Annotated in this window: 18 protein-coding genes; 9 read left to right on the forward strand and 9 right to left on the reverse strand. The window is 72.7% G+C overall.

Annotated features, from left to right (window positions below):
- Nucleotides 1–135: 135 nt before the first annotated feature.
- Both ACLBXP_RS01590 and ACLBXP_RS01595 read left to right on the forward strand, forming a co-directional pair.
- Nucleotides 136–582, forward strand: coding sequence for a hypothetical protein (locus ACLBXP_RS01590; protein ID WP_447665768.1), 447 nt, complete (start codon nt 136–138; stop codon nt 580–582).
- A gap of 114 nt (nt 583–696) precedes the next feature.
- Complete coding sequence (locus ACLBXP_RS01595; RefSeq protein ID WP_447665769.1) at nt 697–1,818, forward strand: DUF2125 domain-containing protein; 1,122 nt, start codon at nt 697–699, stop codon at nt 1,816–1,818.
- Here the strand turns inward: ACLBXP_RS01595 and ACLBXP_RS01600 are convergent.
- Genes ACLBXP_RS01600 through ACLBXP_RS01610 form a run of 3 tightly spaced genes read right to left on the reverse strand, consistent with a single transcriptional unit; the run spans nt 1,812 to nt 4,808 of the window.
- Nucleotides 1,812–2,756, reverse strand: a complete 945-nt coding sequence (locus ACLBXP_RS01600; RefSeq protein WP_447665770.1) for a prephenate/arogenate dehydrogenase family protein — start codon at nt 2,754–2,756, stop codon at nt 1,812–1,814. The two genes, ACLBXP_RS01595 and ACLBXP_RS01600, sit on opposite strands and share 7 nt — an antisense overlap.
- A complete protein-coding gene (locus ACLBXP_RS01605; RefSeq protein WP_447665771.1) occupies nt 2,749–3,888 on the reverse strand; it encodes a pyridoxal phosphate-dependent aminotransferase in 1,140 nt (379 codons plus the stop codon). The genes ACLBXP_RS01600 and ACLBXP_RS01605 overlap by 8 nt, the downstream gene beginning before the upstream one ends.
- Before the next feature lie 59 nt (nt 3,889–3,947).
- Nucleotides 3,948–4,808 (reverse strand): chorismate mutase, encoded by an 861-nt coding sequence (locus ACLBXP_RS01610; RefSeq protein ID WP_447665772.1) that lies wholly within the window; start codon nt 4,806–4,808, stop codon nt 3,948–3,950.
- A 221-nt stretch (nt 4,809–5,029) separates the two neighbouring features.
- Between ACLBXP_RS01610 and metX the strand changes: the two genes are divergently transcribed.
- Both metX and metW read left to right on the forward strand, forming a co-directional pair.
- Nucleotides 5,030–6,241 carry a homoserine O-acetyltransferase MetX gene (gene metX, locus ACLBXP_RS01615; protein WP_447665773.1) on the forward strand — a complete coding sequence of 404 codons (1,212 nt, stop codon included), beginning with the start codon at nt 5,030–5,032 and terminating at the stop codon, nt 6,239–6,241.
- Nucleotides 6,238–6,942, forward strand: a complete 705-nt coding sequence (metW, locus tag ACLBXP_RS01620) for a methionine biosynthesis protein MetW (RefSeq protein ID WP_447665774.1) — start codon at nt 6,238–6,240, stop codon at nt 6,940–6,942. Before metX ends, metW begins: the two co-directional genes overlap by 4 nt.
- A gap of 23 nt (nt 6,943–6,965) precedes the next feature.
- Here metW and ACLBXP_RS01625 read toward each other — a convergent pair whose 3' ends face one another.
- Entirely contained in the window at nt 6,966–8,126 is a 1,161-nt protein-coding gene (locus tag ACLBXP_RS01625; protein ID WP_447665775.1) for a diguanylate cyclase, read from the reverse strand.
- 221 nt (nt 8,127–8,347) lie between these two features.
- Nucleotides 8,348–9,643: an HlyC/CorC family transporter gene (locus tag ACLBXP_RS01630; RefSeq protein WP_447665776.1), complete on the reverse strand. Its 1,296-nt coding sequence runs from the start codon at nt 9,641–9,643 to the stop codon at nt 8,348–8,350.
- Nucleotides 9,644–9,775: 132 nt separating this feature from the next.
- Here ACLBXP_RS01630 and ACLBXP_RS01635 point away from each other — a divergent pair, with 132 nt between their 5' ends.
- Nucleotides 9,776–10,702, forward strand: coding sequence for a phosphatase PAP2 family protein (locus ACLBXP_RS01635; RefSeq protein ID WP_447665777.1), 927 nt, complete (start codon nt 9,776–9,778; stop codon nt 10,700–10,702).
- Here ACLBXP_RS01635 and aroB read toward each other — a convergent pair.
- On the reverse strand, nt 10,674–11,798 hold the full coding sequence (aroB, locus tag ACLBXP_RS01640) for a 3-dehydroquinate synthase (protein WP_447665778.1): 1,125 nt from the start codon (nt 11,796–11,798) through the stop codon (nt 10,674–10,676). The two genes, ACLBXP_RS01635 and aroB, sit on opposite strands and share 29 nt — an antisense overlap.
- Before the next feature lie 12 nt (nt 11,799–11,810).
- Nucleotides 11,811–12,443 (reverse strand): shikimate kinase, encoded by a 633-nt coding sequence (locus ACLBXP_RS01645; protein ID WP_447665779.1) that lies wholly within the window; start codon nt 12,441–12,443, stop codon nt 11,811–11,813.
- Between the two features lie 292 nt (nt 12,444–12,735).
- Between ACLBXP_RS01645 and ACLBXP_RS01650 the strand changes: the two genes are divergently transcribed.
- Together ACLBXP_RS01650 and ACLBXP_RS01655 are read left to right on the forward strand one after the other, a co-directional pair.
- Nucleotides 12,736–12,888, forward strand: a complete 153-nt coding sequence (locus tag ACLBXP_RS01650) for a histidine kinase (RefSeq protein WP_447665780.1) — start codon at nt 12,736–12,738, stop codon at nt 12,886–12,888.
- Complete coding sequence (locus ACLBXP_RS01655; protein WP_447665781.1) at nt 12,885–13,823, forward strand: site-specific tyrosine recombinase XerD; 939 nt, start codon at nt 12,885–12,887, stop codon at nt 13,821–13,823. Before ACLBXP_RS01650 ends, ACLBXP_RS01655 begins: the two co-directional genes overlap by 4 nt.
- 81 nt (nt 13,824–13,904) lie before the next feature.
- On the opposite strand, the gene ACLBXP_RS01660 is transcribed toward ACLBXP_RS01655, so the two are convergent.
- Entirely contained in the window at nt 13,905–14,327 is a 423-nt protein-coding gene (locus ACLBXP_RS01660) for an organic hydroperoxide resistance protein (protein ID WP_447666202.1), read from the reverse strand.
- A 211-nt stretch (nt 14,328–14,538) separates the two neighbouring features.
- Here ACLBXP_RS01660 and ACLBXP_RS01665 point away from each other — a divergent pair, with 211 nt between their 5' ends.
- Nucleotides 14,539–15,060, forward strand: coding sequence for a MarR family winged helix-turn-helix transcriptional regulator (locus ACLBXP_RS01665; protein WP_447665782.1), 522 nt, complete (start codon nt 14,539–14,541; stop codon nt 15,058–15,060).
- A gap of 109 nt (nt 15,061–15,169) precedes the next feature.
- Here the strand turns inward: ACLBXP_RS01665 and ACLBXP_RS01670 are convergent, their stop codons facing one another.
- On the reverse strand, nt 15,170–15,526 hold the full coding sequence (locus ACLBXP_RS01670; protein ID WP_447665783.1) for a c-type cytochrome: 357 nt from the start codon (nt 15,524–15,526) through the stop codon (nt 15,170–15,172).
- Between the two features lie 268 nt (nt 15,527–15,794).
- Here ACLBXP_RS01670 and ACLBXP_RS01675 point away from each other — a divergent pair, with 268 nt between their 5' ends.
- Nucleotides 15,795–17,228 carry an FAD-linked oxidase C-terminal domain-containing protein gene (locus ACLBXP_RS01675; protein ID WP_447665784.1) on the forward strand — a complete coding sequence of 478 codons (1,434 nt, stop codon included), beginning with the start codon at nt 15,795–15,797 and terminating at the stop codon, nt 17,226–17,228.
- Nucleotides 17,229–17,250: the final 22 nt, after the last annotated feature.

Consider the following 17,250-nt stretch of genomic DNA (forward strand, 5'->3'; position numbering starts at 1 on the left):
GAGCCTGTTTCCGCAAGCGATTCCCGCGGCGGACCGCCGCTGCGGGCTTGTGGATAACCGCACGGATACCCATCTCCGGAGACATGGACGCGTCGTTCTTGACGCCCGCGAAATCGTCGGGGTAATACAGAACAAATGGCGAACAAGAGAGCCCTGTCCTGGTCGGCCGCGCTACGCGACCTGAAGGACGATCGCACCCGGAGAGAGGATGTGCGGGAAGAACGCCTCAGGACGGCCGCGAGCCTGCGCGGCACCCCGGCCCTGGCGCTCAGCGCGTGGCGCGGCCGCTCGGGCCGGCGCTACGTGGTCGGCGTGCACGAGCTCACCGAGCCCGAGTTCGACGGAATGGGCCAGGCGGTGGTCATCGCGGTGCGCCGCAACGCGGCGGGCATCGCCGAGATGGTGGAGGTGGCCGCGGCCGGCGAGAGCCCCCGCGAGCGCCTGACCCGCACCTGGCTCAGCCGCGTCCGCCGCGACGGCGCCACCGAGATGCACGTCCACCGCCTCGCCGCGGGCGAGGCCGAGCGCAGCGCCGTGGTGGACGACCTCGCGGTCGAGCGGGCGGACCCGGCCCGCGCCTGAACCGGTGCCGGGGCGTGGGCTGCCATGCTTTCGCCCCGCCCGCAGCCTCATGCCTTGCGCCGCGCCGCCGCCCTCTCCAAGAGGGTCCCCCGGCCCGCATGAGGAGCGAGACGCGTGGTGCAGCAGTCGATCCCGGCAGACCCGACCCCGCCCGCGCCGGACCCGGTCGTCCGGCGGCGATCGCGGGTCGGGCTGTTCCTTCCCTACATCCTGCTGCTCGCCGTCGCGGTGCTTTGGACCGCGGGCTGGTTCTACGTCCGCGCCCGCGCCGTCTCCGAGATCGACGGCTGGATGGCGCGGGAAGCCGCGGCCGGCCGCACCTGGACCTGCGCCGACCGCAGCGTCGGGGGTTACCCGTTCCGGATCGAGCTGCGCTGCGGGACCCTGCGCCTCGCCCGCTCGGACGGCGGCTTCAGCCTCGGCCCGACGACGGCGGTGGTGCAGGTCTACCAGCCGCGCCACGGGCTCATCGAGGCCGAGGGGCCGTTTCGCGTGGAGCAGGGCGGCCTCAACGCGGACGTGACCTGGCGCAAGCTGCAGGGCAGCTTCCACGGCGCCTCGGACGGCTTCGTGCGCGCCTCGCTGGTGGTCGACGGGCCGAAGGGCGCGGTCACCGGCGCGCAGCCGGCGCCGATCACCTTCGAGGCGAAGCACCTCGAGCTGCATGCCCGCCCGACGCCGGGCCGGTTCGAATCCGAGGGCGCCGTGGACCTGTCGCTGCGGGCCGAGCAGGTCCTCCTGCCCCTCATCGACCCCGTGATCGGCAACGCCGCGCCGGCCGACCTCGCCCTCGACGCGACGCTGGAGCAGGCCGCGGGCCTGCGCACCCGTCCGCTGCCTCAGGAGCTCGAAGCCTGGCGCCGGGCCGGCGGCAGCCTCGACATCGCCCTCCTGTCCCTCGCCAAGGGCGACCGGCGCCTGCAGGCCCGCGGCGCCCTCTCCCTCGACGAGGCGCACCGGCCGGCCGGCCAGCTCGACCTGCGGGCCTCGGGCCTCGAATCGCTGATCGGCGGCCTCGTCGGCCAGCGCTTCGGCGCCGAGAAGGGGGCGATGATCGGCAATCTCGTGGGCCAGCTCCTCGGCGGGGGCCGCCGCGGCGCCGGTGGCGAGGGGAGCGCCCAGGCCGCGACCGGCGAGGCCGCCCTGAAGCCGCTGCCACCCCTGCGCCTCGCCGACGGCCGCCTGACCCTCGGCCCCTTCCCGGTTCCGAACGTGGTGCTGGCGCCCCTCTACTGAGAGGGCGCCTTCGGCTCCGCCGCCGGGCGGGCGCGCCCGAAATCGGGCTCGGCGGTCTCCTGGCCCAGGGCGACGATGCCCCGGCGGATCGCCCGCGTGCGGGTGAAGAGGTCGTGCAGCGCCTCGCCGTCGCCCCAGCGGATGGCGCGGGCCAGCGCCGACAGGTCCTCGTTGAAGCGCCCGAGCATCTCCAGCACCGCGTCCTTGTTGGTGAGGAAGATGTCCCGCCACATGGTGGGATCGGAGGCGGCGATGCGGGTGAAGTCGCGGAAGCCGCCGGCCGAGAACTTGATCACCTCGGACTGCGTCACCGCCTCAAGGTCCGCGGCCGTGCCGACGATGTTGTAGGCGATCAGGTGCGGCACGTGGCTGGTGATGGCGAGGACGAGGTCGTGGTGCTCGGGGCTCATCGTCTCGACGATGGCCCCGAGGCCCGCCCAGAAGTCGCGGACCTGCTCGACCGCCGCGGCCTCCGTGCCCTCCGGCGGGGTCAGGATGCACCAGCGCCCGGAGAACAGGGTCGAGAAGCCGGAATCCGGCCCCGAATACTCGGTGCCGGCTACCGGATGGGCGGGCACGAAGGCGACGCCCTCGCCGAGATGGGGCGCCACGGCGGCGACAACCGCCGCCTTCACGGAGCCGACGTCGGACAGGATCGCGCCCGGCTTCATCCGGCCGCGGATCTCGGCCGCGACGCCCCCCGCCGCGCCGACCGGCACGCACAGGATGACGAGATCGGCCTCGGCGACCCCCTCGCCCGCCTCGCCGGTGACGTGATCGGCGAGGCGAAGCGCCGCGACGCGCTCGCGCACGCCGGGGTCCCGGTCGATCGCCACGATGGTGTCGCACAGCCCGTACTGCCGGGCCCCCCGGGCGATCGAGGAGCCGATCAGCCCGAGGCCGATGATGGCGAGCCGGCCGATCCGGGCCTCAGGCATCCGGCCCTCGCACGAAGTCGGTGAGCGCGGCCAGGAAGGCGGTGTTGGCCGCCTCGCTGCCGATGGTGACGCGCAGGGCGTCCGGCAGGCCATAGGAGGCGACGCGCCGGGTGATGACGCCCCGGCCCGTCAGGAAGGCGTCGGCCGCCGCCGCGGAGCGCCGCGGCTCGGCGGGGAAGTGGACCAGGATGAAGTTGCCGACGCTCGGCGTCACGCGGAGGCCCAGCGCCCGCACGGCCTCGCTCAGGCGCGGCAGCCAGGCCTCGTTGTGCGCCACCGCCGCGGCGACGTGGGCGTCGTCCGCGATGGCGGCCGCCCCGGCCGCGATGGCCGCCGCCGACAGGTTGAAGGGACCACGCACGCGGTTGATCGCGTCCGCCACCTCCGCGGGGCCGACCATCCAGCCGATCCGCAGCGCCGCGAGGCCGTGGATCTTCGAGAAGGTGCGGGTCATCACGACGTTGTTCGCGCCGAGCACGAGGTCGAGCCCGGCCGAGTAGTCGTTCGCCCGCACGTACTCGGCATAGGCCCCGTCGAGGACGAGGAGCACCTGTGGGGGCAGGCCGGCATGGAGCCGGCGCACCTCCTCGAAGGGCAGGTAGGTCCCGGTCGGGTTGTTGGGGTTCGCGAGGTAGACGATCCGCGTCCGCGGGGTCACCGCGGCGAGCAGCGCGTCGACGTCGGCCGTGAGGTCCCGCTCCGGGGCCACCACCGGGGTGGCGCCGGCCGCCAGGATGGCGATGCGGTAGACCAGGAAGCCGTGCTCGCTGAACACGCCCTCGTCGCCCGGGCCCAGATACGCGTAGGCGAGGAGCGAGAGCAGCTCGTCCGAGCCGGCGCCGCAGACGATGCGGGCCGGGTCGAGGCCGTAGCGGGCGCCGATGGCGGCGCGCAGCGCCGCGGAGCTGCCGTCCGGGTAGAGGGCGAGGCTGCCTGCCGCCTCCCGCACGGCGCCGATCGCCGCCGGGCTCGGGCCGAGCGGCGTCTCGTTCGAGGAGAGCTTGTAGACCGGATGGCCCCCGGAGGCTCCGCTCTTGCCGGGGACGTAGGCCTCGATCGCCATCACGCCGGGGCGCGGCTGGGGGCGCGAAAAGGGACGCGACGAGGGAATCGGATCCGGGGCGGTGGTCATGGCGTCGACGTTCTGAAAGCGTGGGCCGAGGCCGCCCCTCTACAGCATTTCGCGCACCCTCACACCCGGAAGCGCGCCGCGTGGCTCCCGGTCTCGTCGAGGGCTGAGACGCCGGCGCCCGCCCGGTCGAGGGCCTCGCGCAGGGTCTTGGGGCCGGCGCCCCCCGGGACCGCCAGCAGCAGGCGCTCGCCCCCCTGGCTCGCCGCCCGGGCCACCACCTCGCCGTAGAGGTCCTGCAGCGCCCGCTCGGCCTCCGGCGTCCAGGATGCCACCCGGGCGGCGAGGAGCACCCAGTCGCGCTGGGCGGCTGCCGGGTCCTCGAGGGGCTTGGCCACCACGAAGACCGGCGTGCCGGCCGGATGGGTCGGGCGCTCGATGAAGGGGAGCCGGGCGATCACCTTCGGGCGGCCCTCGCCGACGAGGCCCTCCCACCAGGCCTCGCCCCGCGGCGTCCGCCGGGGGCGGGGATCGAACCGGAAGATGCCGAGGTCCCCGCGGGAGGCCGCCACCGCCTCGATCACCGCCGCGCAGGTGGGGTGGGGCCGGTAGGGCACCGTGAAGCCGAAGTGGAAGCGGGCGGAGTCGCGCATCGCCGCGTCGCCCCCCGAGATGTCGGCATGCACCGAGAACGGCGCCTGCACGTAGGTGAAGGTCGCGATGATGACCCGCCAGATGCCCTCCACCGTGTCGAGGGGCAGGAGGCCGCGGTGGCGCTCGGCGACGCGCCGCATCATCGCGGCCTCGCGCCCCGGCCGGAAGGCGGAGCCCGAGGCCGAGGTCCCCTTCACGGCGATCAGCCGGTCGATGATCGAGCCGCGCTGGATCAGCAGGGCGTGCATCTCGGCATCGATCCGGTCGATCTCCGCGCGCAGATCCGCGAGGTTGTCGAGGGGCGGCGCGGCTCTCTTCGAAAAGCGCATGGGGTCCGGCTGACGGGTCGGGAGTCCAGGGCGAGCCCGTGTTTACGACCGGGCGCGCCGAAGGGCCAGGGTCGCGGGGCCCGGCCGCGTGACAGGGGCCCCGCCGCCTCCCTTCGTTGACGCCAGGGGGTGCGCACATTACCTCCGATCGACACGGTGAAGCGCCGGGGCGGACCTCAGGCTCGCGACGCGCGTGGGACGGAAGCCTCCCCAGACGCGGCATGGACACTCTCTCGGACATCGGCCGGACAGCGGGCGTCGCGGCGCCCCAGCCCGGCGCGCGGCCGGCCCCCGAGGCTTCGCAGGCCCTCGACCCGAAGAGCCGGGTCGCGCGCTTCGGGCCGGAGACGCCGCTCGCGATGGATGCGGGCGTGCAGCTCGCGCCCTTCCAGATCGCCTACCAGACCGCCGGCACCCTCAACGCGGCGGGCACCAACGCGGTGCTGATCTGCCACGCGCTCACCGGCGACCAGCACTTCGCGCACCCCCATCCCGTCACCGGCAAGCCGGGCTGGTGGGAGACCCTGGTGGGCCCCGGAAAGCCCGTCGACACCGACCGCTACTTCGTCGTCTGCTCGAACGTCATCGGCTCCTGCATGGGCTCCACCGGCCCGGCCTCGATCGACCCGGCCACCGAGCGGCCCTACGGGCTCGACTTCCCGCTGGTGACGATCCGCGACATGGTCCGCGGCCAGGCGATGCTCCTCGACCACCTCGGCATCCGCGACCTGTTCCTCTGCATCGGCGGCTCGATGGGCGGCATGCAGGTGCTGCAATGGGCCTCGCTCTTCCCCGAGCGGGTCTTCGCCGCGATGCCGATCGCCACGGGCGCCCGCCACTCCGCGCAGAACATCGCCTTCCACGAGGTCGGCCGGCAGGCGATCATGGCCGACCCCGCCTGGGCGGACGGGCGCTACCTCGAGGCCGGCACCCGCCCCTCCAAGGGGCTCGGCGTCGCCCGCATGGGCGCGCACATCACCTACCTGTCGGAGCCGGCCCTGCACCGGAAGTTCGGCCGCCGCTTCCAGGGCGGCTCCGCGCCGACGTTCTCGTTCAACGCCGACTTCCAGATCGAGAGCTACCTGCGCCACCAGGGGCTCAGCTTCGTCGAGCGCTTCGACGCCAACGCCTACCTCTACCTGACCCGGGCGATGGACTACTTCGACCTCGCCGAGGACCACGGCGGCGTGCTCGCCAACGCCTTCCGGGGCACCAAGACCCGCTTCTGCGTGATCTCCTTCACCTCGGACTGGCTGTTCCCGACCGCCGATTCCCGGGTGATCGTGCACGCGCTGAACGCGGCGGCCGCGCCGGTCGCCTTCGTGGAGGTCGAGACCGACAAGGGCCACGACGCCTTCCTGCTCGACGAGCCGGCGATGTTCTCGGCCGCCCGCGGCTTCATCGACGCGGCGGCGCGGGCCCGCGGCCTGTGAACGCCCGGGCCCCCACCACCCTCGGGGACGCCGCCGCACCCTCGCCCTGGGACGCGGCCGAGCGCCTGCCCCGGACCCCGGAGACGGGCTCGACGCGCGTCGACCACCTCGTGGTGCTCGGCCTCGTGCCCCCGGGGGCCCGGGTCCTCGACATCGGCTGCGGCGACGGCACGCTGCTCGCCCTCCTGCGCGACCGGCGCGGGGTGGACGGGCGCGGCATCGAGCTCTCGCGCGACGGCGTCAACGCCTGCCTCGCCCGAGGCCTGCCGGTCATCCAGGGCGACGCCGACACCGACCTCGCCAACTATCCGGACGGCGCCTTCGACGTGGTGGTGCTCTCCCAGACGATCCAGGCGACCCGCAACCCCCGCATCGTGCTGGAGCACCTCCTGCGCATCGGGCGCCAGGTGGTGATCTCCTTCCCGAACTTCGGCCATTGGCGGGTGCGGGCCGAACTCGCCTTCCGGGGCCGGATGCCGGTCACCGAGATCCTGCCGGAAGCCTGGTACGAGACGCCCAACATCCACCACTGCACCATCCGCGACTTCGTGGGCCTGTGCCGCACCGTCGGCGCCGACATCGAGAAGGCCGCCGCCCTCGACGCGCGCGGGCGACCGATGCGCTTCTCGATGCCCTGGTGGTTCTGGAACCTCGTCGGCGCGCAGGGGGTGTTCCTGCTGCGCCGCGGGTCATCCTCCTAGGGTTCGGGGCTGAGCCGAGACCCTCACGCCGCCCGGTCGAGCGAGGCGTCCGCGGCCTCCACCCGGTTTCGGCCGTTGCGCTTGGCCCGGTAGAGGGCGCCGTCCGCGGCCCGCATCAGGGCGTCGAAATCGATCTCGCCGGCGGGCCGGCTCGCGACGCCGACGCTCACGCCGACCCGCAGGCGCGGCAGGTCGGGCAGGCACACGCCCGCGAAGGCGCCCTGCACGCCGGCCGCCGCGCTGAGGGCGGCGCGGGGCGCCCGGTCGGGGAGGGCGCAGGCGAACTCCTCGCCGCCGATCCGGCCGATCAGCGCATCCGCGGGCAGGAGGGCGCGCGCCACCTGGCAGAAGCCGATCAGCACGCCGTCCCCGACCGCGTGCCCGTAGGCGTCGTTGATGCCCTTGAAGTGATCGAGGTCGAACAGGAGCAGGGCGACCGGGCGGTTGGAGGCGGCGAGCAGGGCCTCGGCGCCGGCCACGAAGGCGCGCCGGTTCATCACCCCGGTGAGCGGATCGGTCTCGGCGGCGAGGCGCTGCTCGCGCTCGGCCCGCTCCTTGGTGAGCGCCATGAAGATGAAGGCGAGCGCGATCGTGAACAGCATCGCGGTGAAGCACGTCACCGCGATCCAGGATGAGGTCATCAGGCTCTCGCCGGCCGGCAGGGGCACCACGATCACCGCCGGAATCCGCAGGAGGTAGCAGGCCGCGTAGGCGGCGAGCACCACCATCGCGGGGTAGCGCGAGACCAGGGCTTCGCGCCGGCCGTGCCAGATCTCGAACCCGCCCGCGGCGCAGTAGAGGCCCGCCGCCGCGGAGGCCAGGATCACGCGGGCCGGCAGCGAGGCGTAGAAGTCCGGCACCAGGCAGAGGACGCTCCAGAGGGCGCCGCCCGCGAGCGCGACGTCGAGGCGCCAGCTCCGGCCCTCGAAGGCCCGGACGCCGCTCCAGATCAGCCCGTAGCCGCCGATCATCACCGCGTTCGCGACACCGACCGAGAGCCAGTCCGGAATGCCGCCGCGCAGGCCAAGCAGGGTGGAAGCCGCCGCGCCGACCAGGTGAGCGACGCCCCAGATGGCCAGTGACCAGTCCCGCCGCGACTGTCCCCAGGACAGCAGGAACAGAGTGCCGACCATCGCGGTCACCACGGATGTCGCCAGCAGCAGGGTCGGCGTGTGAAGCTGCATCGATGACTTCCGTCCCCGAGGATCGGGGGCGATCACCTTCCGTTGAAGGCCGGTGGACCGTACCCCGCAAAAGCAAGGAAAGTGTAACCAGCGCGCGAATACAATTGTTGCGACAACAACCAAAAGTACTATTTAGATCCGGACAGCGCGTCATCTGCGCGCGATGCGGCCATCGCCGGCCCTTAGCCCCTCGTTAAGATCATGCTCGAAAACCGCGCGGTTCAGGCCTCCGGCCGCTTCGGCGCGGGCCCCAGCGGCGTGATGCGCAGGGTGGTGATCCGGTTCTTGGCCTTGCGCAGGACCTGGAAGCGGAAGCCGTGGAAGTTGAACGCCGTCCCGGTGTCTGGGATGGCGCGGGCCTCGTGGATGACGAGGCCGGCGATCGTCGTCGCCTCCTCGTCGGGCAGGTTCCAGTCCATGGCCCGGTTGAGGTCGCGGATCGGCACGGAGCCGTCGGCGTTCACGGAGCCGTCGCCCTGCGGCCGCACGCCCGAGACCGTGACGTCGTGCTCGTCGGCGATGTCGCCCACGATCTCCTCGAGGATGTCCTCGAGGGTGACGAGCCCCATCACCTCGCCGTACTCGTCGACGACGAGGGCGAAGTGGGTCTTCTTGGACAGGAACGCCTTGAGCTGGTCGCGCAGCGAGGTCGTGTCCGGCACGAACCAGGTCTCCAGCGCGAGCGCGTCGACCCTGAGGCCCGAGGCGTCGCCCCCCGCCGCGTCGAGGGCGCGCAGCAGGTCCTTGGCGTGGAGCACGCCGACGATGTTCTCCGGCGTGCCCCGCCAGAGCGGCATCCTTGTGTAGGGGGAGGACAGCACCTCGCGCACGATCTCCTCCGACGGCAGGTCGGCGTTGATGATGCGCATCTTGGTCCGGTGCACCATCACCTCGGACACCGACAGGTCGGACAGGTCGAGGAGCCCGCCCAGCATGTCGCGCTCGGCCTTGGCGACGCCGCCCTCCCGGTGCAGCAGCGCCACCTGCCCGCGGATCTCCTCGGTGGCCGAGAGGATCGAGGCGTTCTCGTCGATGGTGATGCCGAAGGGGCGGAGCATGGCGCGCACCACGGTCTCGATGGCGACCGCCAGGGGGCCGAGCAGCGCCACCGTGAAGGCGACCGGCCGGGCCAGCAGCAGGGCGGCCCGGTCGGCCTTGTTGATGGCCAGCGTCTTGGGCAGCACCTCGGCGAAGACGATGACGAGCACCGACATCACGGCCGTGGCGTAGAACACGCCGCTCTTGCCGAACAGGGTGGTGAGGACGCTCGTGGTGAAGGCGGAGGCGCCGATCGCCACGATGTTGTAGCCGATCAGCATGGCGCCGATGAAGCGCTCGCGCACGGCCAGGATGCGGTTGACGATGCTCGCCCGCGCATCACCCGCCGTCTCCAGGGAGTGCATCCGCGCCCGGGAGGCCGCCGTGAAGGCGGTCTCGGCGCCAGCGAAGAAGGCCGAGAGGAGGAGCGACAGCACCACGATCGTCGCGGCGAGCCAGAGGTCGGTGTGGGTTTCCATCGTGCCCGTATCGTCGTCCGTGCGGGTGCCGTCCAGTCGCCTGCCGGCCTCCGGCGATCCCCCAGGCCTCCTCATTAACGTCGTGTTCTGTCCCGGGCACTACGCTCGCGCGCAGATCCGAGGAGTCGTCCCTTGCGCAACGGAACGCGGTCGACCGACGGCTTCTGGCCGCTGATCGCGGCGGTCGCCCTGATGGGTGCGGCCGGGCTCGCCCTGGTCGGGCTGTCCTTCGACGCGCTGAGCGCCGTCCCGGTCGTCCTCACCTGCGGCCTGCTCGCCGCCGGGGCGGCCTTCTACCGGCGCGTCCGGCCCGACGAGCGCATCGCCGCGAGCCTCGCCCACGCGGCCCAGCTCCTCGCCTTCACGGCCGCGGCGGTCCCCCTGTCCTACGCCGTCGCGCGGGCCGGCGGCCCGGCCTGGGACGCGCGCTTCCTCGCCTGGGACCGGGCGCTCGGCTTCGACTGGCAGGCCTGCCTCGCCGCGATCAACGCGCACCCGGGCCTCAGCGCGGTCGCGAGCCTCGCCTACGGCAGCGTCATGGTCCAGATCCTCGTCGCCCTGTTGGGCCTGTGCTTCACGGACCGGCGCGCCGCCTGCCGCGCCTTCGTGCTCTCGATCATCCTCGCGGCGCTCGCGTCGATCCTGATCTCGGGGCTGATGCCCGGCATGACGGTGTTCATGCATCTCGACCTGCCGCAGGCCGCCTTCCCGAACGTGCCGTTCATCGATGACAGCCACTTCCTGAGCGTGCGGGACGGGAGCCTCCGCCGGCTCTCCCTCGACGGCGCGCAGGGGATCATCGCCTTCCCGAGCTTCCACGCCGCGCTCGCCGTCACCCTCGCAGCCGCCCTGTGGCAGCTGCCCGGGCTGCGCTGGCCGGGCCTCGTCCTCAACGCCCTGGTGATCGCCGCCACGCCGACGCATGGCGGGCACTACCTCGTGGACGTCCTGGCAGGGACCGCGGTGGGCCTCGCGGCGGTCGGCCTCGCGCGGCTCGAAGGGCGCGTCCAGCCGCGCCCGGCCCCCCTCCTCAGCCCTGCGGCCGCAGCTCCGCGTTGAGGAAGGCCCGCACCTCGGCGGCGTCGATGCCGGGGGCGATGAAGCTCTGCCCGATGCCGCGGGCGAGGATGAAGGTCAGGCGGCCGTCGCGCACCTTCTTGTCCTGCGCCATGGCGTCGAGGAGGGCATCGGCGTCGCCGCAGCCGCCCGGCACCGCCTGCAGGCGGGTCGGCAGGCCGGCGAGCGCCAGGTGGTTGGCGACGCGGCCCGCATCCTGCCCGGGGCAGAGGCCCAGGCGGGCCGAGAACCGGAAGGCCAGCGCGAGGCCGATCGCGACGCCCTCGCCGTGGACGAGGCGCGCGCCGTCGTAGGCCGTGAGGCGCTCCAGCGCGTGCCCGAAGGTGTGGCCGAGGTTCAGGAGCGCCCGCTCGCCGTCCTCGCGCTCGTCGCGCACCACCACGCCGGCCTTGGCCCGGCAGCAGGCCGCGACCGCCTCGTCGCGCTCGGGGCCGCCCGAGAAGATGCCGCGCCAGTTCGCCTCGCACCAGTCGAAGAAGCCCGCATCCCCGATGAGGCCGTACTTCGCGACCTCCGCGTAGCCCGCCCGCATCTCGCGCTCCGACAGGGTGTCGAGGGTCGCGGTGTCGGCGAGCACCAGGCGGGGCTGGTGGAAGGCGCCGATCAGGTTCTTGCCGTGGGGCGAGTTGATGCCGGTCTTGCCGCCCACCGAGGAATCGACCTGGGCGAGCAGGCTCGTCGGCACCTGCACGAAGCGCACGCCGCGCCGCAGGGTCGCGGCCGCGAAGCCCGCGAGGTCGCCCACCACGCCGCCGCCGAGGGCCACCACGAGGTCGCCGCGCTCGACCCGGTGTCCGAGGAGGCCGTCGCAGACCGCCGCGTAGGTCGCGTAGGATTTCGAGCCCTCGCCGGGCGCCACCGCGACGAGCCCGGTGCGCAGGCCGGCGGCCTCCAGGCCCGCCCGGGCCCGGGCGCCGTAGAGCGCCGCCACGGTCTCGTCGCTGACGATCACGGCCGCCCGGGCGCCGAGCGCCGCCACGCGGGCGCCGGCGGCGTCGATCAGGCCGCGGCCGATCAGGATGTCGTAGTCCCGGCCCCCGTCGAGGGGGACGTGGACGGTCAGGGGCTCGCGGGTCATCGAGGTCTCGTCCTACTGCGCGGCGACGCCCTCGGCGGCGGGTCCGCGGAAATGCGCGTCCAGGGCTTCGAGCACGTCCTGCACCACGCGGTCGTGGGAGACGTCGCGCGACAGCACCATCAGGTCGGCGCCTCCGTAGACGGGGTGGCGCAGGTCCATGAGCCCGCGCATCGTCTCCTCGGGGTCGTCGGTCTGCAGGAGCGGACGGTTGCCCCGCTTGCGCACGCGCCGCATCAGCACGTCGAGCTCGGCCTTGAGCCAGACCGAGACACCGGATTCCGCGATGCGGGCGCGGGTGGAATCGCGCATGAAGGCCCCGCCCCCGGTGGCCAGCACCATGGGGCCCTCCCGCAGCAGGCGCGAGATCACGCGGGCCTCGCCGTCGCGGAAGCTCGGCTCGCCGTAGATCGCGAAGATGTCCGGGATGGTGAGCCCCGCCGCGGACTCGATCTCGATGTCGGCGTCCTTGAAGATCAGGCCGAGCCGGCCGGCGAGGCGCCGCCCCACCGTGCTCTTGCCCGCGCCCATCAGGCCGACGAGCACGATCGAGCGGGCGCCCAGGGCACGCCGCACGCGTGCTTCGACCGGTTCCTGGCTTGCGCCGGCCGGGCTGGGGCCAGCCTGGCTTGGCTCGGGCTCGTTCATGGGGCTCTGTATCGCATCGGTACGTCGGTCTGGAGCCTCGCACGAACTCCCGGCTGGCGGCGGATCTCCCCGGCGGTCCGCGGCGCTGCGGCGGGAGCTTGCTCAGGAGGCTCTTAGCGCGTTTTGCGGGGGACGCGAACCGTGTTCCGGCGATCCCGCGGGGGAGCGCTCACCTGAACCGCCCGCTGTGGCATCGCGGGTCTTGCCATCGCGGCGGACGCATGGTCGAACCCCTCGACCCTGCAGCGCAGCACGGCGCTGACCAGCGCGCCCGGATCGAGATTCGCCCAACGTGCCGACCCTGTTCCGTTTCATCGCCACCCTGGCGATCCTGGCCGGCCTGGCCTTCGCCGGCATGTTCGGGCTCGCGACCTTCGTGGAGCCGACGCCGCGGGAGATGAGCGTGACCATTCCGGCCTCGAAGCTCCAGCCCGGCAACCGGTGACGGGACGCCCGCCGCCCGAGCGCGCGCCGGAGGCCGAGGCCTACCTCGACATGCTGGCGGCCGAGCGCGGCGCGGCCTCCAACACATTGGCGGCCTACCGCCGCGACCTCGACGATTACCTCGCCCACCTCGATGCGGCCGGGATCGACCCAGCGGAGGCCGAGGCCGGGACGCTCCGGAGCTACCTCGCCGCCCTGGAGGGGCGGGGGCTCAAGGCCTCCTCGGCGGCGCGGCGCCTCTCCTGCATCCGCGGCTTCCACCGCTTCCTGTACGCCGAGGGCATGGCCGAGACGGACCCGAGCGCCCCCGTGGCGGGCCCACGCCGGGGCAGGACGCTGCCGAAGGTGCTCTCCGTCGCCGAGGTCGACCGGCTGCTCGCGGTCGCCCGCGAGCGGGTCGGCGCGGCGGAGGCGCCGGGCGAGGCCGCCCGGGCCCGGCGGATGCTCTGCCTGCTCGAACTGCTCTACGCCACGGGCCTGCGCGTCTCCGAGCTGATCGGCCTGCCGCGGGGCGCGGCACGCACGCGCGAGCGCTACCTCGTGGTGCGGGGCAAGGGCGGGCGCGAGCGCCTCGTGCCGCTCACCGACCTCGCCCGGGAGACCATGCGGGCGCACCTCGCGGCCGTCCCGGCCGACAGCCCCTGGCTGTTCCCGGCCGACAGCGAGAGCGGGCACCTCACCCGGCAGGCCTTCGCCCGCGATCTCAAGGCGGCGGCGGGTGCGGCCGGAATCCGGGCCGACCGGATCAGCCCCCACGTCCTGCGCCACGCCTTCGCCAGCCACCTCCTGCAGAACGGCGCGGACCTGCGCATCGTGCAGGAGCTCCTCGGCCACGCCGACATCTCGACGACGCAGATCTACACCCACGTGCTCGACGAGCGCCTCAAGGGGATGGTCCGCGACCTGCACCCCTTGATGGACGATGAGCCGGCTTAAGGAGCAGCCGGCTCACGGTGTTCGCGTTGCCGGCGCCCCCGCGAAAACCCTGCCGGATCGATGCCCGGCAGGGAGGGTGTCTCAGGCCGCCGAGACGTCCACGCGGATGTTGCCGCGGGTGGCGTGCGAGTAGGGGCACACCACGTCGGCCCGCTTCACGAGATCCTCGGCCTGCGCCTTCTCGATGCCCGGCAGGGTGGCCCGGAGGGTCACGGTGAGGCCGAAGCCGGTGCCGTCCTCGCGCTTGCCGATGCCGACCGTCGACTCGACCTTCGCGTCGTCGGGGATCTTCACCTGGTCCTGCGCGGCGACGAACTTGATCGCGCCGAGGAAGCAGGCCGCGTAGCCCGCCGCGAAGAGCTGCTCGGGGTTGGTGCCGCTGCCGCCGGGGCCACCGAGGTCCTTCGGGGTCGACAGGCTGACGGCGAGCTTGCCGTCCTCGGTCGCCGCGGAACCCTCGCGGCCGCCGGTTGCGTGCGCGTGTGCGGTGTAGAGTGCCTGCATGGTTCGCTCCATCGTGTCGGCCATCCGGCGGATCGCCGGAACTAGGTTGTGCGCAACCTATATGGCGCTTGGAACACGAATGACGATCGCCCGCAACCGATACCTGCCCTGCACACAATTCATTGTGAATTTGTCGCGCCTTGGCTAGGTACTTGCTTGACCTATGTGAGCGCACGATGCCCACAAGGTGCGGCAAAGTAGGATAGTGCGTATGTCAACGCGGCAGGACCCGATGGCCCAGCGACCGGACATCTCGGCCGAGGCACGCGTCGTCCAACGCCCGGCGCGCAACCTCGACGATCCGCAGCGCCTCGACAACCAGCTCTGCTTCGCGGTCTACGCGGCCGCACACGCCTTCGGCCGCGCCTATCGCGCGCTGCTCGCCGAGCACGACCTGACCTATCCGCAATACCTCGTCCTCCTCGTGCTGTGGGAGGAGGAGGGACTGACGGTCAAGGAGATCGGCACCCGCCTGTTCCTCGATTCCGGCACGCTGACGCCGCTCCTGAAGCGGCTCGAGGCCTCCGGCCACGTGCGGCGCGCCCGCGACCGGGCCGACGAGCGGCAGGTCAGCATCTTCCTCACCGAGAAGGGCCGGGGCCTGCGCAGCCGCATGGCCTGCATCCCGGACGAGGCCGGGGGCATGACGGGGCTCGACCTCGACTCCCGCCGGGCGCTCCTCGACACCCTCGTGAGCCTGCGCAGCGGCCTGCACGACGGCACCGCCGGCTGACGCGGGACGCAGACCCCGGACGACCCCCGACATCCGCCCAAACGAAAGGCCGCCCCCGGACGGGAGCGGCCCTCCTGCTGCCGTGACCGGCTGCAGCCTTACGGCAGCCTTACGACTGCGTCTTCAGGTAGGCGATCAGGTCGTCGAGCTTCTTGTCGTCCTTGAGGCCCGGATAGACCATCTTGTTGCCCGGCACCTTGGCCTTCGGATCCTTGATCCACTCCTTCAGGTTCGCCTCGTCCCAGGTGAGGCCCGAGCCCTTCAGGGCGGCCGAGTAGTTGTAGCCCTCGTGGGAGCCTGCCTTGCGGCCGACGACGCCCTTCAGGTCCGGACCGACGCCGTTCTTGCCGAAGGCGTGGCAGGCCTTGCAGGGGGCGAACGCCTTCTCGCCGGCGGCCGCGTCCTGCGCCTGGGCGGAGACGGGCAGCAGCAGCGCGAGGGCGGCGCCGAGGATGAGGTGACGCATAGATATTCCTCCAGAGTGACGGCCGAGGCCGCCGGGTTTATAGCCGAGCTTTGCGTTTAGAACAGATCAAGACTGGCCGCGCCAGCCCGGCATTTAGGGCATCCGCGACGAAAGGAAGCCCGGCGGCCACGATTCGGTTCCCCATGCACCTTTTGGTTCCCCGTGCGCCCGCCGCGGCTTTGGGCTAGAACGATTCAAACCCGGTCGCCCATCCAGCTTGCGCGGCCGAAGCTGAGCCGCGCCTGAAGGCCGCATCCGGAGGAACGCCATGTCGATCCGTTTTCCCGAGCCCGACGCGGGCGTCGTCGCCCGGCGCGACGCGATCATCGCGGGCCTGCGCCCGCTGGTGGCGCCCGAGGCGCTCGTCGTCACCGAGGACGAGCGCCGGGCCTTCGAGACCGACGGCCTCACCGCCTACCGCAAGATGCCGCTCGCCGTGGTGCTGCCCTCCACCACCGCGGAGGTCTCGGCGGTGCTGGCCTATTGCCACGCCAACGGCGTCCGGGTGGTGCCGCGTGGCGCCGGCACCTCGCTCGCCGGCGGGGCCATCGCCCAGGAGGACGCCATCATCGTCGGCGTCGGCAAGATGACCCGCGTGCTCGACGTGGACTTCGCCAACCGCACGGCCCGCGTCGAGACGGGCATCACCAACCTCGCGATCTCGGGCGCGGTCTCCCACGAGGGCTTCTTCTACGCCCCCGACCCGTCGAGCCAGCTCGCCTGCACCATCGCGGGCAACATCGCCATGAACTCGGGCGGCGCCCACTGCCTCAAGTACGGGGTGACCACCAACAACCTGATGGGCGTCACCCTCGTGATGAACGACGGCACGGTGGTGGAGCTCGGCGGCGACCACCTCGACAGCGCCGGCTACGACCTGCTCGGCCTGATCTGCGGCTCCGAGGGGCAGCTCGGCATCGTCACCGAGGCCACCGTGCGCATCCTGCGCGCCGCGGAGGGCGCCCGGCCCATGCTGATCGGGTTCTCGGCGGTGGAGGATGCGGGCCGGTGCGTGGCGGCGATCATCGCGGCCGGCATCATCCCGGTGGCGATCGAGTACATGGACCGCGAGGCGATCCTGATCACCGAGGACTTCGCGCAGGCCGGCTACCCGCGGGACGCGGAGGCCATGCTGATCATCGAGGTGGAAGGCTCCGACGCCGAGTGCGACGCCACCCTCGCGCGGATCGTCGAGATCGCGAAGGGGTTCACCGTCACGAGCCTCAAGGTCTCGCAGTCGGAGGCCGAGTCCGCCGCGATCTGGAAGGGGCGCAAGTCCGCCTTCGGGGCGACGGGCCGGATCTCGGACTACATCTGCATGGACGGCACCATCCCGACGGGCCAGCTCGGGCCCGTGCTGGAGCGGATCGGCGCGATCTGCGCCGGCCACGGGCTGCGCGTCGCCAACGTCTTCCACGCGGGCGACGGCAACCTGCACCCGCTGATCCTGTTCGACATCAACAAGCCGGGCGAATTGCAGAAGGCCGAGGCCGCGGGCGACGAGATCCTCAAGCTCTGCGTCGAGGTGGGCGGCTGCCTCACCGGCGAGCACGGCGTCGGCATCGAGAAGCGGGAGCTGATGCGCTTCCAGTACAACCAGGCCGACCTGGAGCAGCAGATGCGGGTCAAGAACGTGTTCGACCCGGCCTGGCTCATGAACCCCGCCAAGGTCTTCCCGCTGGACGGGCGGGTGGCGGCCTGACGGCGGAGAGCCGGCTCGCGGC

This window comes from Methylobacterium sp. A54F (assembly GCF_053346035.1).

What these genes read in the sequence shown, in the direction of transcription:
- ACLBXP_RS01645 (WP_447665779.1), bottom strand. Translation starts at nt 12,443, where the DNA reads ATGAACGAGCCCGAGCCAAGCCAGGCTGGCCCCAGCCCGGCCGGCGCA.
- ACLBXP_RS01625 (WP_447665775.1), bottom strand. Translation starts at nt 8,126, where the DNA reads ATGCAGCTTCACACGCCGACCCTGCTGCTGGCGACATCCGTGGTGACC.
- ACLBXP_RS01665 (WP_447665782.1), top strand. Translation starts at nt 14,539, where the DNA reads ATGTCAACGCGGCAGGACCCGATGGCCCAGCGACCGGACATCTCGGCC.
- metX (WP_447665773.1), top strand. Translation starts at nt 5,030, where the DNA reads ATGGACACTCTCTCGGACATCGGCCGGACAGCGGGCGTCGCGGCGCCC.
- ACLBXP_RS01590 (WP_447665768.1), top strand. Translation starts at nt 136, where the DNA reads ATGGCGAACAAGAGAGCCCTGTCCTGGTCGGCCGCGCTACGCGACCTG.
- ACLBXP_RS01605 (WP_447665771.1), bottom strand. Translation starts at nt 3,888, where the DNA reads ATGACCACCGCCCCGGATCCGATTCCCTCGTCGCGTCCCTTTTCGCGC.
- ACLBXP_RS01600 (WP_447665770.1), bottom strand. Translation starts at nt 2,756, where the DNA reads ATGCCTGAGGCCCGGATCGGCCGGCTCGCCATCATCGGCCTCGGGCTG.
- aroB (WP_447665778.1), bottom strand. Translation starts at nt 11,798, where the DNA reads ATGACCCGCGAGCCCCTGACCGTCCACGTCCCCCTCGACGGGGGCCGG.
- ACLBXP_RS01660 (WP_447666202.1), bottom strand. Translation starts at nt 14,327, where the DNA reads ATGCAGGCACTCTACACCGCACACGCGCACGCAACCGGCGGCCGCGAG.
- ACLBXP_RS01675 (WP_447665784.1), top strand. Translation starts at nt 15,795, where the DNA reads ATGTCGATCCGTTTTCCCGAGCCCGACGCGGGCGTCGTCGCCCGGCGC.
- ACLBXP_RS01630 (WP_447665776.1), bottom strand. Translation starts at nt 9,643, where the DNA reads ATGGAAACCCACACCGACCTCTGGCTCGCCGCGACGATCGTGGTGCTG.
- ACLBXP_RS01670 (WP_447665783.1), bottom strand. Translation starts at nt 15,526, where the DNA reads ATGCGTCACCTCATCCTCGGCGCCGCCCTCGCGCTGCTGCTGCCCGTC.
- ACLBXP_RS01610 (WP_447665772.1), bottom strand. Translation starts at nt 4,808, where the DNA reads ATGCGCTTTTCGAAGAGAGCCGCGCCGCCCCTCGACAACCTCGCGGAT.